Raw genomic sequence first — 16,527 nt, forward strand, 5'->3', positions numbered from 1 at the left:
GGTGAATTATTTGCGTAACAGGAATGTTCTGAGAAAAATGCTTGCCAAACTATTTAGTGAGCGGAGCGATTTTTTATAATCATAAAGTTGGCATTGTATTTGCGTGATATCAGTTAGATGCAATGCCAGGTGGCGTTATGAGAACGAAAGGATTTACTTTAATCGAGCTGATGATCGTTGCCGCTATCCTTGGGATTCTGGTTGCCATCGCAATTCCAGCCTATCAGGACTATACTATCAGAGCAAGAGTGGTCGAAGGCTTGGAAATGACTTCGGCCGCTAAATTAGCTGTTGTTGAAACGAGTTTAATTGATAATACTTTGCCAGCAAATCAGGCAGATACGGGTTATACCAGTCCTGCCCCAACAATTAATGTAGCCTCTATAGCCATTGGTAATCAAGGCATTATTACCATTACCTACACAGCAAACGCAGGTAATGGTACTATTACAATGGTTCCTACATTAGACGCTACAGGCAGAATACTCACTTGGGATTGCACTGGTGGTACCCTGATTAGTAAATATCGTCCAGCCTACTGCCGCCCTTAATCTTGATTGATTTTTTTAGCCACTAACTGGTTTTTTAGTCGGACATAATCCGGTAATCCATTTTTGTAATTGGGATAAGCTTCACCTTGAATCAAAGGGGACAAGTAACGTTTGCATGCGTCCGTAATTCCCATGCCATCTTCAGCTATATACTCTGGTGGCATAGACTTTTCCTGGTTAGCTACCTCAGCTAGAGGGACTTGACCTATGGACCATTGATAAGGCTCATCTTGTTCACGAATAACAATAGGCATTATCGCATTATATCCTTTTACGGCATATTCCACAGCAGCCTTACCTAAAGCATAAGCTTGATCCAAATCAACCTGCGAGGCTATGTGTCTGGCTGCTCGTTGAAGATAATCTGCAACTGCCCAATGGTATTTAAAACCAAGTTCTGATTTAATCAATTGGGCGATGACTGGTGCAACACCACCTAATTGGGCATGTCCGAATGCATCACGTAATCCTGCTTCACTGAGAAATTTTCCTTCCTTATTGCGGATACCTTCTGATACAACAATCACACAATAACCATAAGAGTCTACACAGTCTTTCACTTTGTTTAGAAAACGAGTCGGCTCAAAAGGAACCTCAGGCAATAGAATAATGTGCGGCGGTTCACCTGGATTTTGCCCGGCCAGCCCACTTGCTGCGGCAATCCAGCCTGCATGCCTTCCCATCACTTCAAGAATAAACACTTTCGTGGATGAAGCAGCCATGGATGCGACATCAAAACCAGCCTCCTTGGTTGAAATGGCAATGTACTTCGCGACTGATCCAAACCCCGGGCAATTGTCTGTAAAAGGCAGATCGTTATCTACTGTTTTAGGGATACCTATGCAGGTAATAGGATAGCCCATGGTTTTACCTAACTGGGATACTTTATGGGCAGTATCTTGTGAGTCCCCGCCGCCATTGTAAAAGAAATAGCCTATGTTGTGGGCCTTGAAGACAGCGATTAAGCGTTGATACTCTTCCCCATTGTCTTTTAATTTGTAGCGGCAGGAGCCAAAAGCTCCGGAAGGAGTCTGCATCAATTTGGCAATGTCTTCTTCACTTTCCAATGAAGTATCGATTAATTCCTCGTTTAAGGCACCGATAATGCCATTTTTTGCAGCATAAACTTTACCAATTTGCTCTGGAAATAGTTTGGCGGTTTGGATGACACCACAAGCGGATGCATTAATTACAGCGGTCACACCACCCGACTGGGCGTAGATTGCATTTTTTACTGACATTTTGTCTCCATAGCTAAAATGATTTTATTAGGTTGATACAGACTTTTACTTTGGTTTTCATACAAGAGAGTTTTTATGGCCTTATTTCATCACATGTTATTGTGAGTACTGATTTTCATATTCACTAATCACCGCATCAATACTTTGTATTAAATCGGTAAAGGCTTCGCTTAAATTATCAGCATTAGCTGTTCGTCTTGCAAGCTTCTCTAATTGAGATACTCTCTTTTGTAAAGTAGGCACACCACAAAAACAACAGGCACCATGTAATTTATGAGCTAAATCAGCCAAGCCCTTTACGTTTTTTTGATGCATTAACTGAATAAATTCTTCACGATTCTTATATAATTCTTCTATAAATTTGGCGAGGAACTCTTCAGCAAGCGCTTGATTACCTGAAACTTTCTGAACACATAATTGCCAATCGATGGCAGCATGTTTGGTTTTATCAACAATGCGAAGAATTTGGATTAACAATTGCTTTTCATCTATAGGCTTTTGAAAACAAAAATCAACTCCGGATTTTTTCATATCGATGGAGCTCAGATCATTGCTACTGGCAGTAATGAGAACGATAGGAGAGTGTTTATTCATCAGGGATTTTTGACGTATCATTTTAGCTGCTTCTAACCCATTAAGTTTTGGCATTTGCAGATCCAGTAAAATCATGTCAAATTTTTTATCTTCGCAAGCAGCAACAGCCATTTCACCATCATCAACTGTTGTTATATTGGTATTGTTGTTTAATAAGGATGTTAATAGCATTTTATTGACGGGATTGTCTTCCGCAATCAGTAAGTCTGGATGAAGAAAGCGAAGTTGTTCGCGCAAAGTATCCAGTTCCTGGTTCGTATTTTTCTCGATTTGATTTTCATTGGCTATCGATTCGATGAGATCTTGAAGTTTTTGAATGCTGATAGGTTTGTAAAGAAATCCTCTGGCACCTAGTGCCGCAAAATCATTGATAGGCCATTTGGAAATTAATACGAAAGGAATTTGCTTATGTTTGGCAATGAGTTCAGCAGCTTGACGCTCACATCCTTGATTGACGTTAATAAAGGCGATTCTGCAATCTTTATGTTTTGTTAATGTTCGGGAAAGCTTATTGAATGAATCAACGCGTATAGCCTCTATGCCCCAAAAGCCCAAACCATTACCTATTGCTTCCAAATGGAGGGGATTATCATCAAAGCAAATGATTTTTAAATGGGCGAAACGATGAGTTTGATTTTTTTCAATTTCATAAGCGATTAGTTTTTCAACTTTAATGCGTGCGCTAAAAGTGGAGCCTTTGTTGATTTCACTGGTTAGACTAATACGTCCATGCATTTCTTCACATAGTTTTTTACATATAACCAGGCCTAGTCCTGAGCCACCGTAGCGGCGTGTGATGCTGGTGTCCGCCTGATTGAAGGCGGTAAACAGTTTCGTTTGATCCTCTGGTGAAATGCCTATTCCCGTATCCGTGATGGCAAATAGCAAGGTATAATCTTTATCTGTCTCTTGCTCGATTTTAGTGCGTATAAGAACGTATCCATGGTCCGTAAATTTTACTGCATTGGTCACCAGATTACTGATGATTTGTTTGATTCTTAAAGGGTCACCCAATACCATTTTGGGCACATTGATGTCTGTAATCGGGATTAAATCGATTCCTTTTTTGTGGGCATTGGGGCTTGCCAGGGATAAAACCTCATCAATGCAACCTCTTATATCTAGCGGGATGCAATCAAGGTTTAATTTGCCCGCATCAATTTTGGAAAAATCCAGAATATCATTGATAATACTTAATAAATCCTGCGCTGATGATTTGATTGTTTTAACGTAGTCCAGTTGTAAAGGATCCAGCTTGCTTTCCAATAAAACATTTGTAAAACCAATCACTCCATTCATTGGGGTGCGTATTTCATGACTCATGTTGGCAATAAATTCTGATTTTTGTCGGCTTTTTTCTTCAGTTTTTTTCTTCTCCAGTGACAGTTCAATATTTTTTTCTTCTAGAAGTTCGAGACTTTGTTGCAGATCCGCGGTAGCGATTTCAATATGGTGATTCAGATCACGAACCGTATTTAAATATTGTCGTTGCAAATGAGCGCAACCTTTTTCAATTATTCCTAATTCTCCGGGGCTTGAAACACGAATTTCGGTTTCAAATTCGTTACTTAAAATTTGCTTCATGCTTCGACGCAATCGAGCTATAGGCATGTAAATTCGTTTAGATAAGAAGTAATGAATTGTTAAACCCATCAGTAAGCCGAAAAGAGTAATGAAAATGGTAACAATAAGCATTTGATAGCGTTTTATAAGTAATGATTGCGTATCAATGTCAATGGATAACCAGCCTAATATATCGTCAGCCTGGAATATTTTAGGCGTAGAAAGCTCTTTGAATTCTGTGCTGGAGTACAAATTGAACTTTGGGATAGTAATCGGCGCTATAAAATTAATGGTGAATGGATTAATTTGCTTACTTTCAATGTAGTCACCTGTAAAGTCAGGGGGATTGAAGGGTTTATGGATAGAGTGTTTTCCACCACGATAAGCAATTAATCGGCCATCGGCATTATAAAATGCCAAAGCCTTTACCTCCGGGTTAATGGTTGAGGCATTGATTAAACCCTGCAATGTACGATAATCATTGCGAAGCATGGCATACTGGGCGGCTGGGAGTAATTGTCTAATGTAGGCTTCACCCAGCCTGGACATATGTTGCTTTAGGTCTTTACCAAATAGACCGTTATAAAAAAAGGCAAAAAGCAAGGCGACTAAAAAGGCAGGAATAAGAGTAGTGATTCTTAGCTGATACTTAATACCAATACTTTTCAACATAGCTCCTTTTAGTCTTAATTCAGCAGTTGAATCTTTGCGTTAATGGTAAACTCAGCTATTATAGCTTGATTATTTTATTCCTTACAATGGAAGATATTATGACTGTTAGAACCCGATTTGCCCCAAGCCCTACAGGTTTTTTACACGTTGGTGGGGTAAGGACTGCTTTATTTTCATGGTTGTATGCAAAACATCACAACGGGCAATTTATACTGCGTATAGAAGATACAGACAGAGAGCGATCGACACAGGAGTCTGTACAGGCTATTTTAGACGGTATGTCCTGGTTAGAGCTCAACTTTGATGAAGGGCCTTATTATCAGACTGAACGATATGACCGTTACCAGCAAGTAGCCCGACAACTTTTGGAAGAAGGAAAGGCCTATCGCTGCGAATGCAGTAAGGAAAGATTGGACGCTTTAAGAGAATCCCAATTGGCAGCTAAGGAAAAACCCCGCTATGATGGGCATTGCAGGAATCAAAACCTTCCTGATAGCGGAGCTCCTTATGTTATTCGCTTTAAAAATCCCGATACAGGTATAGTGTCTTTTCATGATGAGGTTTATGGCGACATTCATGTCAATAATAACGAACTGGATGATTTGATTTTAGTTCGCTCTGATGGACATCCTACCTATAATTTTGCTGTAGTTATCGATGATTTGGATATGAAAATAACTCATGTCATTCGTGGAGATGATCATATCAATAATACTCCGAGACAAATTAATTTATTCAATGCTCTGAATGCTCCGGTACCTGTTTTTGCCCATTTGCCCATGATCTTGGGTGAAGATGGTAAACGCCTGTCAAAGCGACATGGCGCAGTAAGTGTCTTGCAGTTCAAGGAGCTGGGTATTTTACCTCATGCTTTATTGAATTATTTAGTCCGTTTGGGATGGTCTCATGGTGATCAGGAAATTTTTAGCGTAGAAGAAATGATAGACAGCTTTGACTTAAAAAATGTCAGCCGAGGCGTCTCAAGTTTCAACTATGATAAGTTGTATTGGTTGAATCAGCATTATCAAAAAAGTGACTCTCCAGAATCAGTTGCCAACGCGTTGCGATGGCATTTTGAGCAAGCAGGAATTGATTTGAATCAAGGTCCCGATTTGAAGGATTTGGTTGCAGTACAGGCAGAGAGATGCAAGTCATTAGCAGAAATGTGTCAAATTAGTCAGTATTTTTATACAGATACCATTGACTATAATGAAGATGCTGTTAAAAAACACTTGCGGCCAGTTGTTCTGGAGCCTTTAATGGTATTGCATGAGCGTTTAAAGTCACTTAACGAATGGGAAAATGACAAAATTCAAGAATGCATCAATGATGTGAGCCTGCAATTTGATTTGAATTTAGGTAAAATAGCTCAACCATTACGTGTCGCAGTGACCGGATCCGGAACATCTCCTTCCATTGACATGACATTGGCTTTGTTAGGTAAAGACAAATCAATCAAACGACTTGAAGACGCTTTGGAGAAAATACGTGCCAGAGTCAATGCTGTTTAGAATCTAAATATCTATTGATTTTAAGCTGAATGCAAAAAGATCTGTATTTGGATAAGTATTCATATTCCAAGTGGGCAATGAAAGCCACAATTTAGCTGGATTTCATTGCTCTTGGCTGAAGAGAATGCGAATAGGCGTGTCGTATATTCAACACGACATTTCCTGTTTTTTTTATGGATCTATTTGAGTCTATCAGGTTAAAATGGCCAATTTTCTACTTGATTTGATGTATTTTTCGCCATGAAAATAAATAACTTAGTTGGTTTCCTGCTTGCCTTCTGCCTGGCTTCTTTACCTTATAATATCAGCGCAGCTGAATCTCCTGTTGTATCTCATCATAAAATTCAAAAGGAAATGAGCAAGTACTTCAAGGTTTATCATAACAAAGAAAAATTTACTGCCATTGCTGTCTCAGTGTTTATTCCTCAAGAGAAAAATAAGGATGCATTGGATGTTGCCACCTTTGTCAAAGGAACTATGGGATATCCTCCACTGTCTCAGGAAATTACTCCTTTGAATTTGTTTGACATCGGTAGTATTACCAAATCCTTTGCTTCATTGATTTTGCTTCAATTGCAGACGGAAGGAAAATTATCACTGGATGATCCCTTGGGTAAATGGCTACCTCAATACAAAGAGTGGAAAGATGTGACATTAAGACAATTATTGAATATGACCAGTGGCATCCCCAATTATTCCGAAGATCCGGAATTTGCAAAAAAAATGGAAGAAAATTTGGCGGCTATCTGGAGTGATGAGGAATTATTAGGTTATGCGCATCCTGAAAAACCTATAGAAACCAACAGAGAAAACAGGTATGAGTATTCCAATTCCAATTATATTCTTGCGGGAATGGTTATTGAAAAAGTGACTCAAGATACTTTTGAAAATCAGTTAAAACAACGAATTATTAATCCAAACAATGGATTAAACAATTCATTTTATCCTGCAGGGCCACATGGTACAGAAGTCGAAAAATCAATCAGGGATAGACGAGTCCATGGTTATTTTTACGATGAGGATAATGAAAAATTAATCGATACGATAACCAATGATTTATCCTGGGCTGGTGCGGCAGGCGCTATTGTTGCTAATACTGAAGACGTCGGTCGTTGGGTGCAGTTATTATATCATGGTTTACTGATAGAGCCTGATTTCAGAGACGAGGTTTTATCCGAATTGAAGTCAGTGGTTTCAATAAAATCAGGATTGCCTATTCCTACGGTTACAGAAGAGGACCCCAGCGGTTTTGGATTGGGCGTTGGTTATTATTATGATAAAAATTCCAGGCAGCGTTTTTGGACTTACCAGGGCAGTACCTTAGGTTACAGGGTGATGTATCTGTGGAATCCTTGTAATAATGTAACGGTTGTTGTGGCTTTGAATGGGAAAGGTGGTTCTGGCAATGAGAAATCAAAAATGGGTAACCATATCCATGAACTGTGCTTGAAGATAGACAAAGTCATTGCTAAAAATTATCCATACTTGCGATGCACAAGCTAATTTATTATTTATCATTATTGGGTGTTGAGGACTGAATCACATGGCAATCTGTATTAATAAAGAAACAGATCACTTTTTTATTTCGATAGGCAAAATCAATCAGCACTCATTTATTATGCTAGGCGTGTATGATGACTTCCAGGTACCTCATCTATTGTGCAGAGTAGGGAAGATTTTTGATTTACCAAATCAAACCAAGGGTATTAAACGATGCATGAGCATTTATAGTGCTTTGGGTGGTGCAATTTTTGCGAGTAGCAAAGCAAAGTTAGAAGACGAAGGAATTTCAAGAAAACGTAAAGGTTCGGTACCTATTTCTTATCAAGCTTATGACATTAGTTATGAGCAGTATTGTGAATTTGTTCATTATCTTGAGTCTATTCAAACTGAGAGTAATCAATTTGAATGCTTTAAACCGTTTGTTCAGAATGGAAACGTTGTCTACTTTTCGCAAACCAGTTCTTGTGTTTTCCCAGCTGGTTCTCATTGGAAGGAGCTTAATGAAGAAGTTCATGAAATCAATACAAGCAATACCTGTCGGCATTCAGCAATAAAATTAATTGAGGCGGTTACAAAAACACCCGTTTCTTCATCGATATCCTCTTGTTTCTTTATAAACTTGCCTTATAAAACTCAATTGGATTATGGCAAGCCCAGTCAAAATATCCCCTTTTATGTTTTACCTCTACCTCCGCCGCCTATCCATCCCGGGTTTAATAAAGAAAAACGTTTAATAGCAATGAAACTCTATCAGAGAATAGAGCAGTTGCCCGTGCTTGAGCCTAATTCGCCAATGACCAAGCGAAAATTCAACAGCTTAAAAAATTTATATTTGCAAATCATTGGTTCACAGAAAAATCAATCTATTGATGAGTTGCTATTTGGTATCCAGCAGTGGAAGGAAAAAAATCGTGTTGATTTACAAACATTAAGAAGAACTTATTTTTGGGATTCTTTTATTGTCAGGGAATCAGCTACTATGAAATTAATTAATGAAATTGAGGGGGATCTCAGATATGCCAAATGCCCGTATTAAATATTGTTATGACAATATCAGGGGGTAAGAGCATATCGAATCTTTGCTTTGTATAGAGCCTGAGTGACATAGTCTATTAAATAGACCTCATGCATGACCTTCCTCTGTCACTATATGATTTTTTACATTTCAAGTTTTTTGCTGCATTTTATGCTAACTTAAATATTGTTATTTCAATATCATCAAAGGAGTGCACATGAAATTATATTATTGCAGAGGTGCTTGTTCATTAGTAGTGCGCATTATACTCAATGAATTAGGATTAAACTTTCAGGATGAAGAGGTCGATTTAAAAGTCAAAAAAACAGCAGGTGGAGATGATTTCTTCAAAATTAATCCTAAAGGAGCGGTTCCAACCCTGGTTCTTGATAACGGCGATGTCCTTACTGAAAATCAGGTTATTCTCCAGTATCTGGCAGATACTACTCCAGGACAGAAATTGTTGGCTGCTGTTGGAGATAGTAAAAGGTATCATACTCTGGAATGGTTAAATTATATTTCTACAGAGCTTCATAAGTCTCTTGGAATGTTTTTTAATCCCACTGTTTCAGAGGAATTGAAATCCAAAATTTTGACGCCTTTGGTCATCACTCGTTTTGCTTATACCAATGCTCGTTTGGCAAAAGGATCTTATTTAATGGGAAATGAATTTAGTTTACCTGATGCCTACTTGTTTGTTATGGTGAGCTGGGCAAAATATTTCAAACTGGATTTGTCTCAGTTTGAGCATTTGACAAAATTTATGGAGCTTATGCAAGCTCGCCCTTCAGTTGCCAAGTCACTACAGCAAGAAAAATTATAATGTGAGTTGCAGTTATTAATTCATTTCAATTAAATTTGCTTCTTCTATATAGTATTTTTTAAAAGAATGAGCAAGCTATAGTATATCCAATGTTTAAGTATGGGGTTTGGCTGTCTGGTTAGACGGCCTCATCTTTTTGAGCAAAATAAGCACTTCGGGTTTGAATTATTAGCAATAATCTTTATTATTGTGCTAAAATTTCAACTTTTAATTAATAGTAATTTACAGTTTCTTGCTTTTTAAATGACTCGTTTAGCAACCTGCGAGCGCTGGACTGTGCGAGACATCCAGAGCGCACTTTACTTTGTGGATGCTGTTGGCAAGCAGCGGTTCGTAGAAAATCAGTCATTTAAAATCCCGTGATTTTAATTGTCTTGGACTCATAGTTGGAAACAAGTTATTCAGGGGTTTTTATGGTGATGGAGTGTACAAGTTTTAAAGGTGGTTTGAATTTAAATTTTGTCGAGAATGCCGAGTTCGAATCTAGAAAAAACATACCTCCTGAAGAGCAAAGGGCAGTTCTGATTCGTAATACTTTGCGATTGTTAATGATGGGTTGGAATACCTCATGGACAGAATTATTTTCCTGGGAAACCTTTAAGGCTATTTACCTTCAAAGAGATCCTCTGTTGCTGAAAGAGTTTCGATTAGCCTTTCAGAAAGGGTTTGATGCACTATTTACCCAATTAAGTGGCAGGCAATTTAATTCGCAACAAAATGAACAAATACAACTTTACCTTAGTAACTGTCTTAGTTATTTGCCTTTATTTGATTTAAATCCTTACGAGTCGATTAAAGTTCCCCAGAGAATCAATGATCAATGGGTTATGGTTGACTATTACATCAAGCCCATAGAACTTACAAATCATCGTGGAAAAAATGATCTGATTTTGCGAGATGATGATAGGGTTTTTGCTTATGGACTTGAGCCAATAGATAACCCAAATGCCCAGTCTCATTTAATTTTTATGGGAACTACTTATCCTGCTGGTCAAGGTTTTATTTCCCAATTAAATACTGATTTGAAAGGATTTGAAACGGTTGGCTATTCTTTATATAAAAATGGAAGAGATAGAATTAAGGACTGGATTTTAAAACAAAACAGTAAAATTCATGTATGTGGTATAAGCCTTGGAGGCTCTTTAAGTCTGCTTTTGGCTATTGATATGGGAAAATACCTTTCCAGAGTGGATGCCTTAAACCCCGCAGGACTTCATGATACTGATAATAAAGTGAAGTACGATAAATGGTATAAAATCAAAAAGAAACCTTTGGTTGTTGTCCAACAGCAAGGTAACGATCCTGTGTCTTTTTTTGGGGTTTGGAAAAAAGAGTGGGACATTTTACATGTCAAGCCTCCAAAAGATAAACAAGGTCCTAATCTTTTTTGTGATCATTTTCTGAATTATGCCGGATTTGCTGAAACAGAATTTACTTATGTCTCTGCTGAGCAACAAAATGCCAAAAGGAAAACAAGGAATTTCTGGCTTTATTCTTTAGGGAGAGGGGTTCTATATTATTTTGGCCTGGCTCCCTATACCTACTTAATCAGACCTGTAATACACTATATTGCAGAGCAATGGCCGTTAATCGTATTCGGTATAATTCCTTTACTGACTATTGGTACTCTTATAGGGTTAAGTACCGCAGGAATTATTCCCGCTATTGTTTCAATAGGTACTCTTGCTGCTTTTGCAATATCCAGTGGAATTTTTTATTTGTCTTTTGGCTTAAGTAATAATGAAGAAGGCAAAAACACTTGGGCAGGGATGTTTGATTTTATTTTAAAAGGTAACGAAAAAGTGACGGATGAGAATGAGATAAAACTGGCCAAACTTCATCATCCATCTACACCCAGAAATCCTGAAATGGACATCTATAAGAACGAAACTGCGATCGATTTAACTTATAAGCAAATTAATACCTATTATCAGATAACTCGTTGTCTTCTGAAACAAAAAGAGTTTCTTCCTCTTAAGGATAAACCCGAGAAACGTTTTGGAGGGTTATCTAAAAAAGAAGCCTTATTAGCAAGCATGAATTCTGCCTCGCATGACGAAGTCATTTCTCTTCAGATACCCAAGGCAAAAGCTGTGCATATCAAACACTCTTTAACGTTAGTGGCCAAAATAGGTATGGAAAATGAAAAAGAATTAAAATCTGCTTTGGAAAAAGAGTATAATCAATATCGGATAGGGAAGCATCAAAGGCTTCGCTAGATAGAAAGAGCTCTAATCATTCGTATTTTACTTAAGTTTTATATAAAATAGTCCAATTGTCATTAATATCATTTCGTAACGATTCGTGCATCACTTAGAAGATCTAATTAATATTTTTAATTATTGTTTTGAGAAGGACTATAATACTCGACTGGTTAAAGGGGGAGATGAGCCGATTTATCTTCCCGCAGATGACCAGCGGCCTTATCATGCGCTATTTTTCGCACATGGATTTTTTAGCAGTGCTTTGCATGAATGCGCTCATTGGCTTATTGCCGGAGAAGAAAGAAGAAAGCTGGTCGATTTTGGCTATTGGTATGCTCCTGATGGACGCAATGAGGAACAACAAACTCTGTTTCAGAGGGTGGAAGTGAAGCCACAGGCTTTAGAGTGGATTCTTTCTATGGCCGCGGGACATAAATTTAGGGTAAGTATTGATAATTTAAATGGGACTGAAGTAGACACTGAGGCCTTTAAGCAGTCAATCTATAATCAGGTGTTTCATTATTGTACCCAGGGGTTACCACAGCGTGCACTACATTTTCGTAATGCTTTATGTGCTTTTTACCGTCAACCTTCTCCCCTGAGAATTGATGATTTTTCAATTGATGAATTGTAATGCTTCAAGTGCGGTGAAGCACGACTCCAATTGTCCAATCGAGATTTTGTTCTGGCGGAATATAATGGATGGTTTGATTGGGGTTAATGCCATAACCATCAACCATTAATGCGTAGTAATAAGAGGATAAAAGACAATATTGGTAGAGGTACTCATCGTCAGGATACTGGCCATTAAGTATATCCCATTGCTGATGGCAAATTTGGTTGTCCCCTTGTTGCAGCAAACTTTGATTAGTAAGTTCGCTGTTTTCAAAATGAAATAATTGGCTGCTGGCAAGATTGGAAATACCACCAATACTGTACCATTCATTCACGGGATTTAAAGCAAGCAAAGGTTGTATTTGTTGATTTACCTTATGGACACTATTCATTAATGATGTTACTTCTTCCTTGCACGATGGAGCATTGCCCTGTCCTGACTCCCCGTCTGGCAAAGGATAGTCGTTTGCAAAGCAAGAGGGGGAGTTAAGGAATTGATGTGACATTTCTGTTTGGCCTAACCCCAGGAAACTGTGAACATACAGATTGATATTCTGTCCATAGATATTGAGTTCTACCTGGTTATGTTTGCTAATCTCCGCATTTTTAGGCATTGGAAAGACAATTTGAACGGATGCGCCACCCATATCCATAACACCAACTGACTTGTTTTGGACTGATTTTAATGTATCAAGTTTATAATTTACAGCAAGCCAGTCAAACAATGCTTCGTCGTTCCCAGTGATGGTTTTTGCCTCTACTAACAGCCATCTCGATTGTTGTCTAAACCAGTATTCTAATTCATCGTAGTATTTTTTTTGCTGTGATTGCGGCAGTAGTCTCATACCAGCTGTTGCGTAAAAGTAAACAGATATATTATGGATTGGCGCATCAGCCAATAACGCAGTCAGGTAGGCATCAATTGTTGCAGAATTAGGTTGTATATTTGCGAATCCGGGTTTAATTTTTTTATTCCAAATTTCATCAATATGAATTGGCGTATTGGTATCATCCATATCATAGGAATAGATATGTAGTCTCGAGCCAGTACTTCCTGCATCAATGACAGCGACACAGGAATGTTTTTCACAGGGGTTAGTTTCAGCAATAGTGTTTGGTGTCAAAATGACTATGCAAGAAAGAAAAACTAAAACTCGAAACATTTAATGGTATAGAGCTAAAATTGAAGTTTTTGAATGGTACATTGTGTATATTTTGTTGTCAATATAGTGTGTTTAAATAAACTGGACAAAAGCATTGTGGACTATCGGTATATCAAGCGATGAATAGCCTCTTATAATCGTATTAATAATTGACAATTTGATTTAAATTTTAATTATTTATTTTCAAAATAGAATAAAAGTAGTAAAATAAAACTTTTTATTTGTTAGATCATTCCTCTTATTTCGAGTAACTCAATCATGAACTCCCAAGAACAACGCGGATCCTTTTATGCTATTTTATCCGGATTTCTTTACGGATTTATTGGTTATTTTGGGATTAGTGCTATTCATGGTGATTTATCAGCAAGTAATATGCTGTTTTGGCGATTTTTTATTTCCAGCATTTTTATTTTGATTGTTTTGATTCCTCAATTGAAAAATATTAAAGATACCTATAAATCCATGTTTACCGCTTTTTTAAGTGGTGTTCTGTATTATGGTTTATCGACATTATTGTACTTTTATGCTTCCCACTATATAGGATCTGGATTGTCAATGGTGATATTTTTTACTTATCCAGTGATTATTATGGTATTAAATTATTTCTTCTATGGTCAAACAATACCGAAGATATATTACTTGGCCATATCTGTTATCCTTTTAGGAATGGCATTGTTAATTGATGTGAATGAAGTCGCATTTGATTTATGGGGTATATTTCTGGGTGTCACTTCAGCCTTTTTTTATGCCTGTTATATTGTTTCAAGTAAAAACAATAAAATTTCTCCAAATGTATCAACTCTGATGGTATGTTTAGGCTGTATGGTAACCAGTTTGATTGTAGCTTCTCTCGGCCATACCTTTAAAGTTCCAACAACATTTCCTGTTTGGCTGAATTTATTTGGCATAGGCCTTGTTGCAACGGTTATACCGATTTTGCTAATGCTGCACAGCTTGAAGTATATCAGTTCGGAAAAGGCATCTATCTTATCTGTTTTGGAGCCTGTTTTTGTGGTGATCTTTGGAGTAGTGCTGCTCGGTGAGGAATTGAAACCTTGGCATGCGTTGGGTATCGTCTTTGTTCTGGCAGGTGCTTTGATTACCTTGTTTAGTCATAGAATTAATTTAAACCAATTAAAGCGGCAAGTATTTCAATTTTTTAAATTAACATAATCAGGATTGACGCAAAATTCCAATCTCTTTGTTAAAAAGCTTTTAATTTTGTCATTTGTTGTCTTGATCTTGGAGTTTTGCTTAAATCCCGCTAATAATTTATGATTATTGATGAGTGGTAAGCCAATCCTCAATTCTTTTGTGTTCAGGCAAATTTAACAGTGCAGGTGCGTGCCCTGCATTCTCTACTTCATAAACTTCAGTTAAAGCATGAGTTCTTTTCATTTGTGTGATGATCTCTGAAGTCAAGATATCAGAACGTACGCCATGAATAATTAAAACCGGGCACTTAATCTGTTTCCAAATTGACCACAAATTAATGTCGTAGACAATTCCTTCCAGTGCTTTATGAGGATGACGAAAAAATTCTGAAATGATTTGTAAAATTGATTTTGATTTTTTTATTGCCGGATCCATTTTGGAGACATAAAGATTAGGACCTCGTTGTTCTACACTGTTTTTAGTGAAAATATCCCATTGATCTTCATTGGTAATTCCAAAATCAGCATAGCTGGTTTTGAAATGTTGCTTGGCTTCCTCCAGGCTTTTAAAATCAGGGTCTTTACCAGCATATTTAGCAATTCTTCTTAATCCATGAATAGGTATTTGAGGACCTATGTCATTGAGAACAAGTTTATTGATCGGGGAATTGGGCATCGCAGCTAAAATCATGCCAATAATACCGCCCATCGATGTCCCAATCCAATCAATTTGATGCGCATTTGTTCTTGCAATAAGAGCAGTCATATCCTTTACATATTGGGTAAAATTATAGTGATGGGGATTTTTAAACCAGGAACTATCACCTCGACCTGCAATATCAGGGCAGAATACATGACGTCCCGTGGAGCTAAGATAATTCGCTAACTCATCGAAATCCCTGGAATTGCGCGTATAACCATGCACACAGATAACTGCGGGTAATTCAGGTTCAAAAATACCCCATTCAGTATAAGCAATATGGTGAAACCCTTCTTCCGAGATTGCAATCAAGCTGTTTTTTTTCATATTTCAGACTATTGGTTTTTATCGCTGTAAATCAATACCAAATACCCGAATAATTTTGCACACCACAACATCCTGTATTATAACTGCAACAGGAATTGCTGGAACCGCAGCATCCACCTCCACAGCTACTCAGTAATACAGCAGCAGTAATAACAACTAAGGCCAATATTATTTTTTTCATTGCCTATCCTTGTTTAGTTCATGTATATTAAATATACTATATGAATTTAAAATTATCCAATTGATTGTATTTGTTGGTGTTTTTTGGTGCTAAATGTTGTGTTCAGGGGATAGGGCTGTGCTCTGGATTGCTTTAAGCAGGATATACTGTTAATTCCAGATTTGAATTTCTTCGAGTGGAGTTCGATTATTTTGAGCTGAATATTGTTTGAAAGGCACTATCTGCCTTTCAAAAATTAATCTCTACTATTCAATTATTCGATGTAACAGACAAACTAACCTAAAATGCCAATACATTGATTATTATTATTGACCAAAGTCACCTTACTGTCTTGATTTAAGGTTATAGAACCACAAGAGATATTTTCTCCAAAAATGGAATCTTTCTTATATCCAAATTGATACTCTTTATTTTTAGGTCCTTTTCCTGAATAGGAATTGCCCAAACCTCCATATTGGTTTCCATTGACCGTGTAACCTATAGCAATGGCATTTTTTTCCTTGGTAGTTACTGTAATATCAATAGTATCGGAGGCAAAAATTTTGAAACAAATTAGAGATAACAATACAGTACTTAAATTTTTTCTGCAAAAGTGCCACATCTTTTATCCTATATATTCATTTATTAATGACCTAATAAACTAATTAGAAAACTCTATTTTGTCTAGGGCGTGTTGACAATTGCCCCCGCCTACGTGCCTTGGCTTGTCC

General features: G+C 37.4%; 15 protein-coding genes. 8 read left to right on the top strand and 7 right to left on the bottom strand.

Going from position 1 to position 16,527, the window contains the following annotated elements; genetic code table 11:
• Window positions 1-137: 137 nt before the first annotated feature.
• Window positions 138-551 (top strand): pilin, encoded by a 414-nt coding sequence (locus tag CC34_RS0108800; protein ID WP_027227779.1) that lies wholly within the window; start codon window positions 138-140, stop codon window positions 549-551.
• Here the strand turns inward: CC34_RS0108800 and CC34_RS0108805 are convergent.
• On the bottom strand, window positions 548-1,792 hold the full coding sequence (locus CC34_RS0108805) for a 6-phosphofructokinase (RefSeq protein ID WP_028379419.1): 1,245 nt from the start codon (window positions 1,790-1,792) through the stop codon (window positions 548-550). The genes CC34_RS0108800 and CC34_RS0108805 overlap by 4 nt on opposite strands.
• A 96-nt stretch (window positions 1,793-1,888) precedes the next feature.
• Window positions 1,889-4,621: a two-component system sensor histidine kinase LetS gene (gene letS / locus CC34_RS0108810; protein ID WP_028379420.1), complete on the bottom strand. Its 2,733-nt coding sequence runs from the start codon at window positions 4,619-4,621 to the stop codon at window positions 1,889-1,891.
• A gap of 98 nt (window positions 4,622-4,719) precedes the next feature.
• On the opposite strand from letS, the gene gltX reads away from it, so the two are divergent.
• From gltX to gstA, 4 genes are all read left to right on the top strand, one after another.
• A complete protein-coding gene (gltX, locus tag CC34_RS0108815; protein ID WP_028378745.1) occupies window positions 4,720-6,132 on the top strand; it encodes a glutamate--tRNA ligase in 1,413 nt (470 codons plus the stop codon).
• A gap of 240 nt (window positions 6,133-6,372) precedes the next feature.
• Window positions 6,373-7,635 carry a serine hydrolase domain-containing protein gene (locus CC34_RS0108820; protein WP_028379421.1) on the top strand — a complete coding sequence of 421 codons (1,263 nt, stop codon included), beginning with the start codon at window positions 6,373-6,375 and terminating at the stop codon, window positions 7,633-7,635.
• 40 nt (window positions 7,636-7,675) lie between these two features.
• On the top strand, window positions 7,676-8,671 hold the full coding sequence (locus tag CC34_RS0108825) for a hypothetical protein (protein WP_028379422.1): 996 nt from the start codon (window positions 7,676-7,678) through the stop codon (window positions 8,669-8,671).
• A 196-nt stretch (window positions 8,672-8,867) separates the two neighbouring features.
• Window positions 8,868-9,473 (top strand): glutathione transferase GstA, encoded by a 606-nt coding sequence (gene gstA / locus CC34_RS0108830; protein WP_028379423.1) that lies wholly within the window; start codon window positions 8,868-8,870, stop codon window positions 9,471-9,473.
• A 211-nt stretch (window positions 9,474-9,684) separates the two neighbouring features.
• On the opposite strand, the gene CC34_RS1000000117415 is transcribed toward gstA, so the two are convergent.
• Entirely contained in the window at window positions 9,685-9,822 is a 138-nt protein-coding gene (locus CC34_RS1000000117415; RefSeq protein WP_154219880.1) for a hypothetical protein, read from the bottom strand.
• Window positions 9,823-9,886: 64 nt separating this feature from the next.
• On the opposite strand from CC34_RS1000000117415, the gene CC34_RS0108835 reads away from it, so the two are divergent.
• Complete coding sequence (locus CC34_RS0108835; RefSeq protein ID WP_028379424.1) at window positions 9,887-11,692, top strand: lpg1907 family Dot/Icm T4SS effector; 1,806 nt, start codon at window positions 9,887-9,889, stop codon at window positions 11,690-11,692.
• A gap of 85 nt (window positions 11,693-11,777) precedes the next feature.
• Window positions 11,778-12,311 (top strand): elongation factor P hydroxylase, encoded by a 534-nt coding sequence (locus tag CC34_RS0108840; RefSeq protein WP_028379425.1) that lies wholly within the window; start codon window positions 11,778-11,780, stop codon window positions 12,309-12,311.
• 4 nt (window positions 12,312-12,315) lie between these two features.
• On the opposite strand, the gene CC34_RS0108845 is transcribed toward CC34_RS0108840, so the two are convergent.
• Window positions 12,316-13,455 carry an acetate and sugar kinases/Hsc70/actin family protein gene (locus CC34_RS0108845; RefSeq protein WP_028379426.1) on the bottom strand — a complete coding sequence of 380 codons (1,140 nt, stop codon included), beginning with the start codon at window positions 13,453-13,455 and terminating at the stop codon, window positions 12,316-12,318.
• A gap of 258 nt (window positions 13,456-13,713) precedes the next feature.
• Between CC34_RS0108845 and CC34_RS0108850 the strand changes: the two genes are divergently transcribed.
• Window positions 13,714-14,628 (top strand): DMT family transporter, encoded by a 915-nt coding sequence (locus CC34_RS0108850; RefSeq protein ID WP_028378752.1) that lies wholly within the window; start codon window positions 13,714-13,716, stop codon window positions 14,626-14,628.
• A 105-nt stretch (window positions 14,629-14,733) separates the two neighbouring features.
• On the opposite strand, the gene CC34_RS0108855 is transcribed toward CC34_RS0108850, so the two are convergent.
• The 3 genes from CC34_RS0108855 to CC34_RS0108865 all read right to left on the bottom strand — a co-directional run bounded on the left by CC34_RS0108855 (window position 14,734) and on the right by CC34_RS0108865 (window position 16,418).
• Entirely contained in the window at window positions 14,734-15,636 is a 903-nt protein-coding gene (locus CC34_RS0108855; RefSeq protein WP_028378753.1) for an alpha/beta fold hydrolase, read from the bottom strand.
• A 31-nt stretch (window positions 15,637-15,667) separates the two neighbouring features.
• Window positions 15,668-15,817: a hypothetical protein gene (locus tag CC34_RS1000000117420; RefSeq protein WP_165481886.1), complete on the bottom strand. Its 150-nt coding sequence runs from the start codon at window positions 15,815-15,817 to the stop codon at window positions 15,668-15,670.
• Window positions 15,818-16,091: 274 nt separating this feature from the next.
• Entirely contained in the window at window positions 16,092-16,418 is a 327-nt protein-coding gene (locus tag CC34_RS0108865) for a hypothetical protein (protein ID WP_028378754.1), read from the bottom strand.
• Window positions 16,419-16,527: the final 109 nt, after the last annotated feature.

Origin of the sequence: Legionella pneumophila subsp. fraseri (assembly GCF_000586315.1) — a bacterium.
In the GTDB taxonomy this organism is placed as follows: domain Bacteria; phylum Pseudomonadota; class Gammaproteobacteria; order Legionellales; family Legionellaceae; genus Legionella; species Legionella pneumophila_B.

Excerpts from the sequence above, each read along its gene's own strand:
- CC34_RS0108865 (WP_028378754.1), bottom strand. The coding sequence starts at position 16,418 with ATGTGGCACTTTTGCAGAAAAAATTTAAGTACTGTATTGTTATCTCTA.
- CC34_RS0108835 (WP_028379424.1), top strand. The coding sequence starts at position 9,887 with ATGGTGATGGAGTGTACAAGTTTTAAAGGTGGTTTGAATTTAAATTTT.
- gstA (WP_028379423.1), top strand. The coding sequence starts at position 8,868 with ATGAAATTATATTATTGCAGAGGTGCTTGTTCATTAGTAGTGCGCATT.
- CC34_RS0108820 (WP_028379421.1), top strand. The coding sequence starts at position 6,373 with ATGAAAATAAATAACTTAGTTGGTTTCCTGCTTGCCTTCTGCCTGGCT.
- CC34_RS1000000117415 (WP_154219880.1), bottom strand. The coding sequence starts at position 9,822 with ATGACTGATTTTCTACGAACCGCTGCTTGCCAACAGCATCCACAAAGT.
- CC34_RS0108850 (WP_028378752.1), top strand. The coding sequence starts at position 13,714 with ATGAACTCCCAAGAACAACGCGGATCCTTTTATGCTATTTTATCCGGA.
- CC34_RS0108855 (WP_028378753.1), bottom strand. The coding sequence starts at position 15,636 with ATGAAAAAAAACAGCTTGATTGCAATCTCGGAAGAAGGGTTTCACCAT.
- CC34_RS0108800 (WP_027227779.1), top strand. The coding sequence starts at position 138 with ATGAGAACGAAAGGATTTACTTTAATCGAGCTGATGATCGTTGCCGCT.
- CC34_RS1000000117420 (WP_165481886.1), bottom strand. The coding sequence starts at position 15,817 with ATGAAAAAAATAATATTGGCCTTAGTTGTTATTACTGCTGCTGTATTA.
- CC34_RS0108825 (WP_028379422.1), top strand. The coding sequence starts at position 7,676 with ATGGCAATCTGTATTAATAAAGAAACAGATCACTTTTTTATTTCGATA.
- gltX (WP_028378745.1), top strand. The coding sequence starts at position 4,720 with ATGACTGTTAGAACCCGATTTGCCCCAAGCCCTACAGGTTTTTTACAC.
- CC34_RS0108805 (WP_028379419.1), bottom strand. The coding sequence starts at position 1,792 with ATGTCAGTAAAAAATGCAATCTACGCCCAGTCGGGTGGTGTGACCGCT.
- CC34_RS0108845 (WP_028379426.1), bottom strand. The coding sequence starts at position 13,455 with ATGTTTCGAGTTTTAGTTTTTCTTTCTTGCATAGTCATTTTGACACCA.
- letS (WP_028379420.1), bottom strand. The coding sequence starts at position 4,621 with ATGTTGAAAAGTATTGGTATTAAGTATCAGCTAAGAATCACTACTCTT.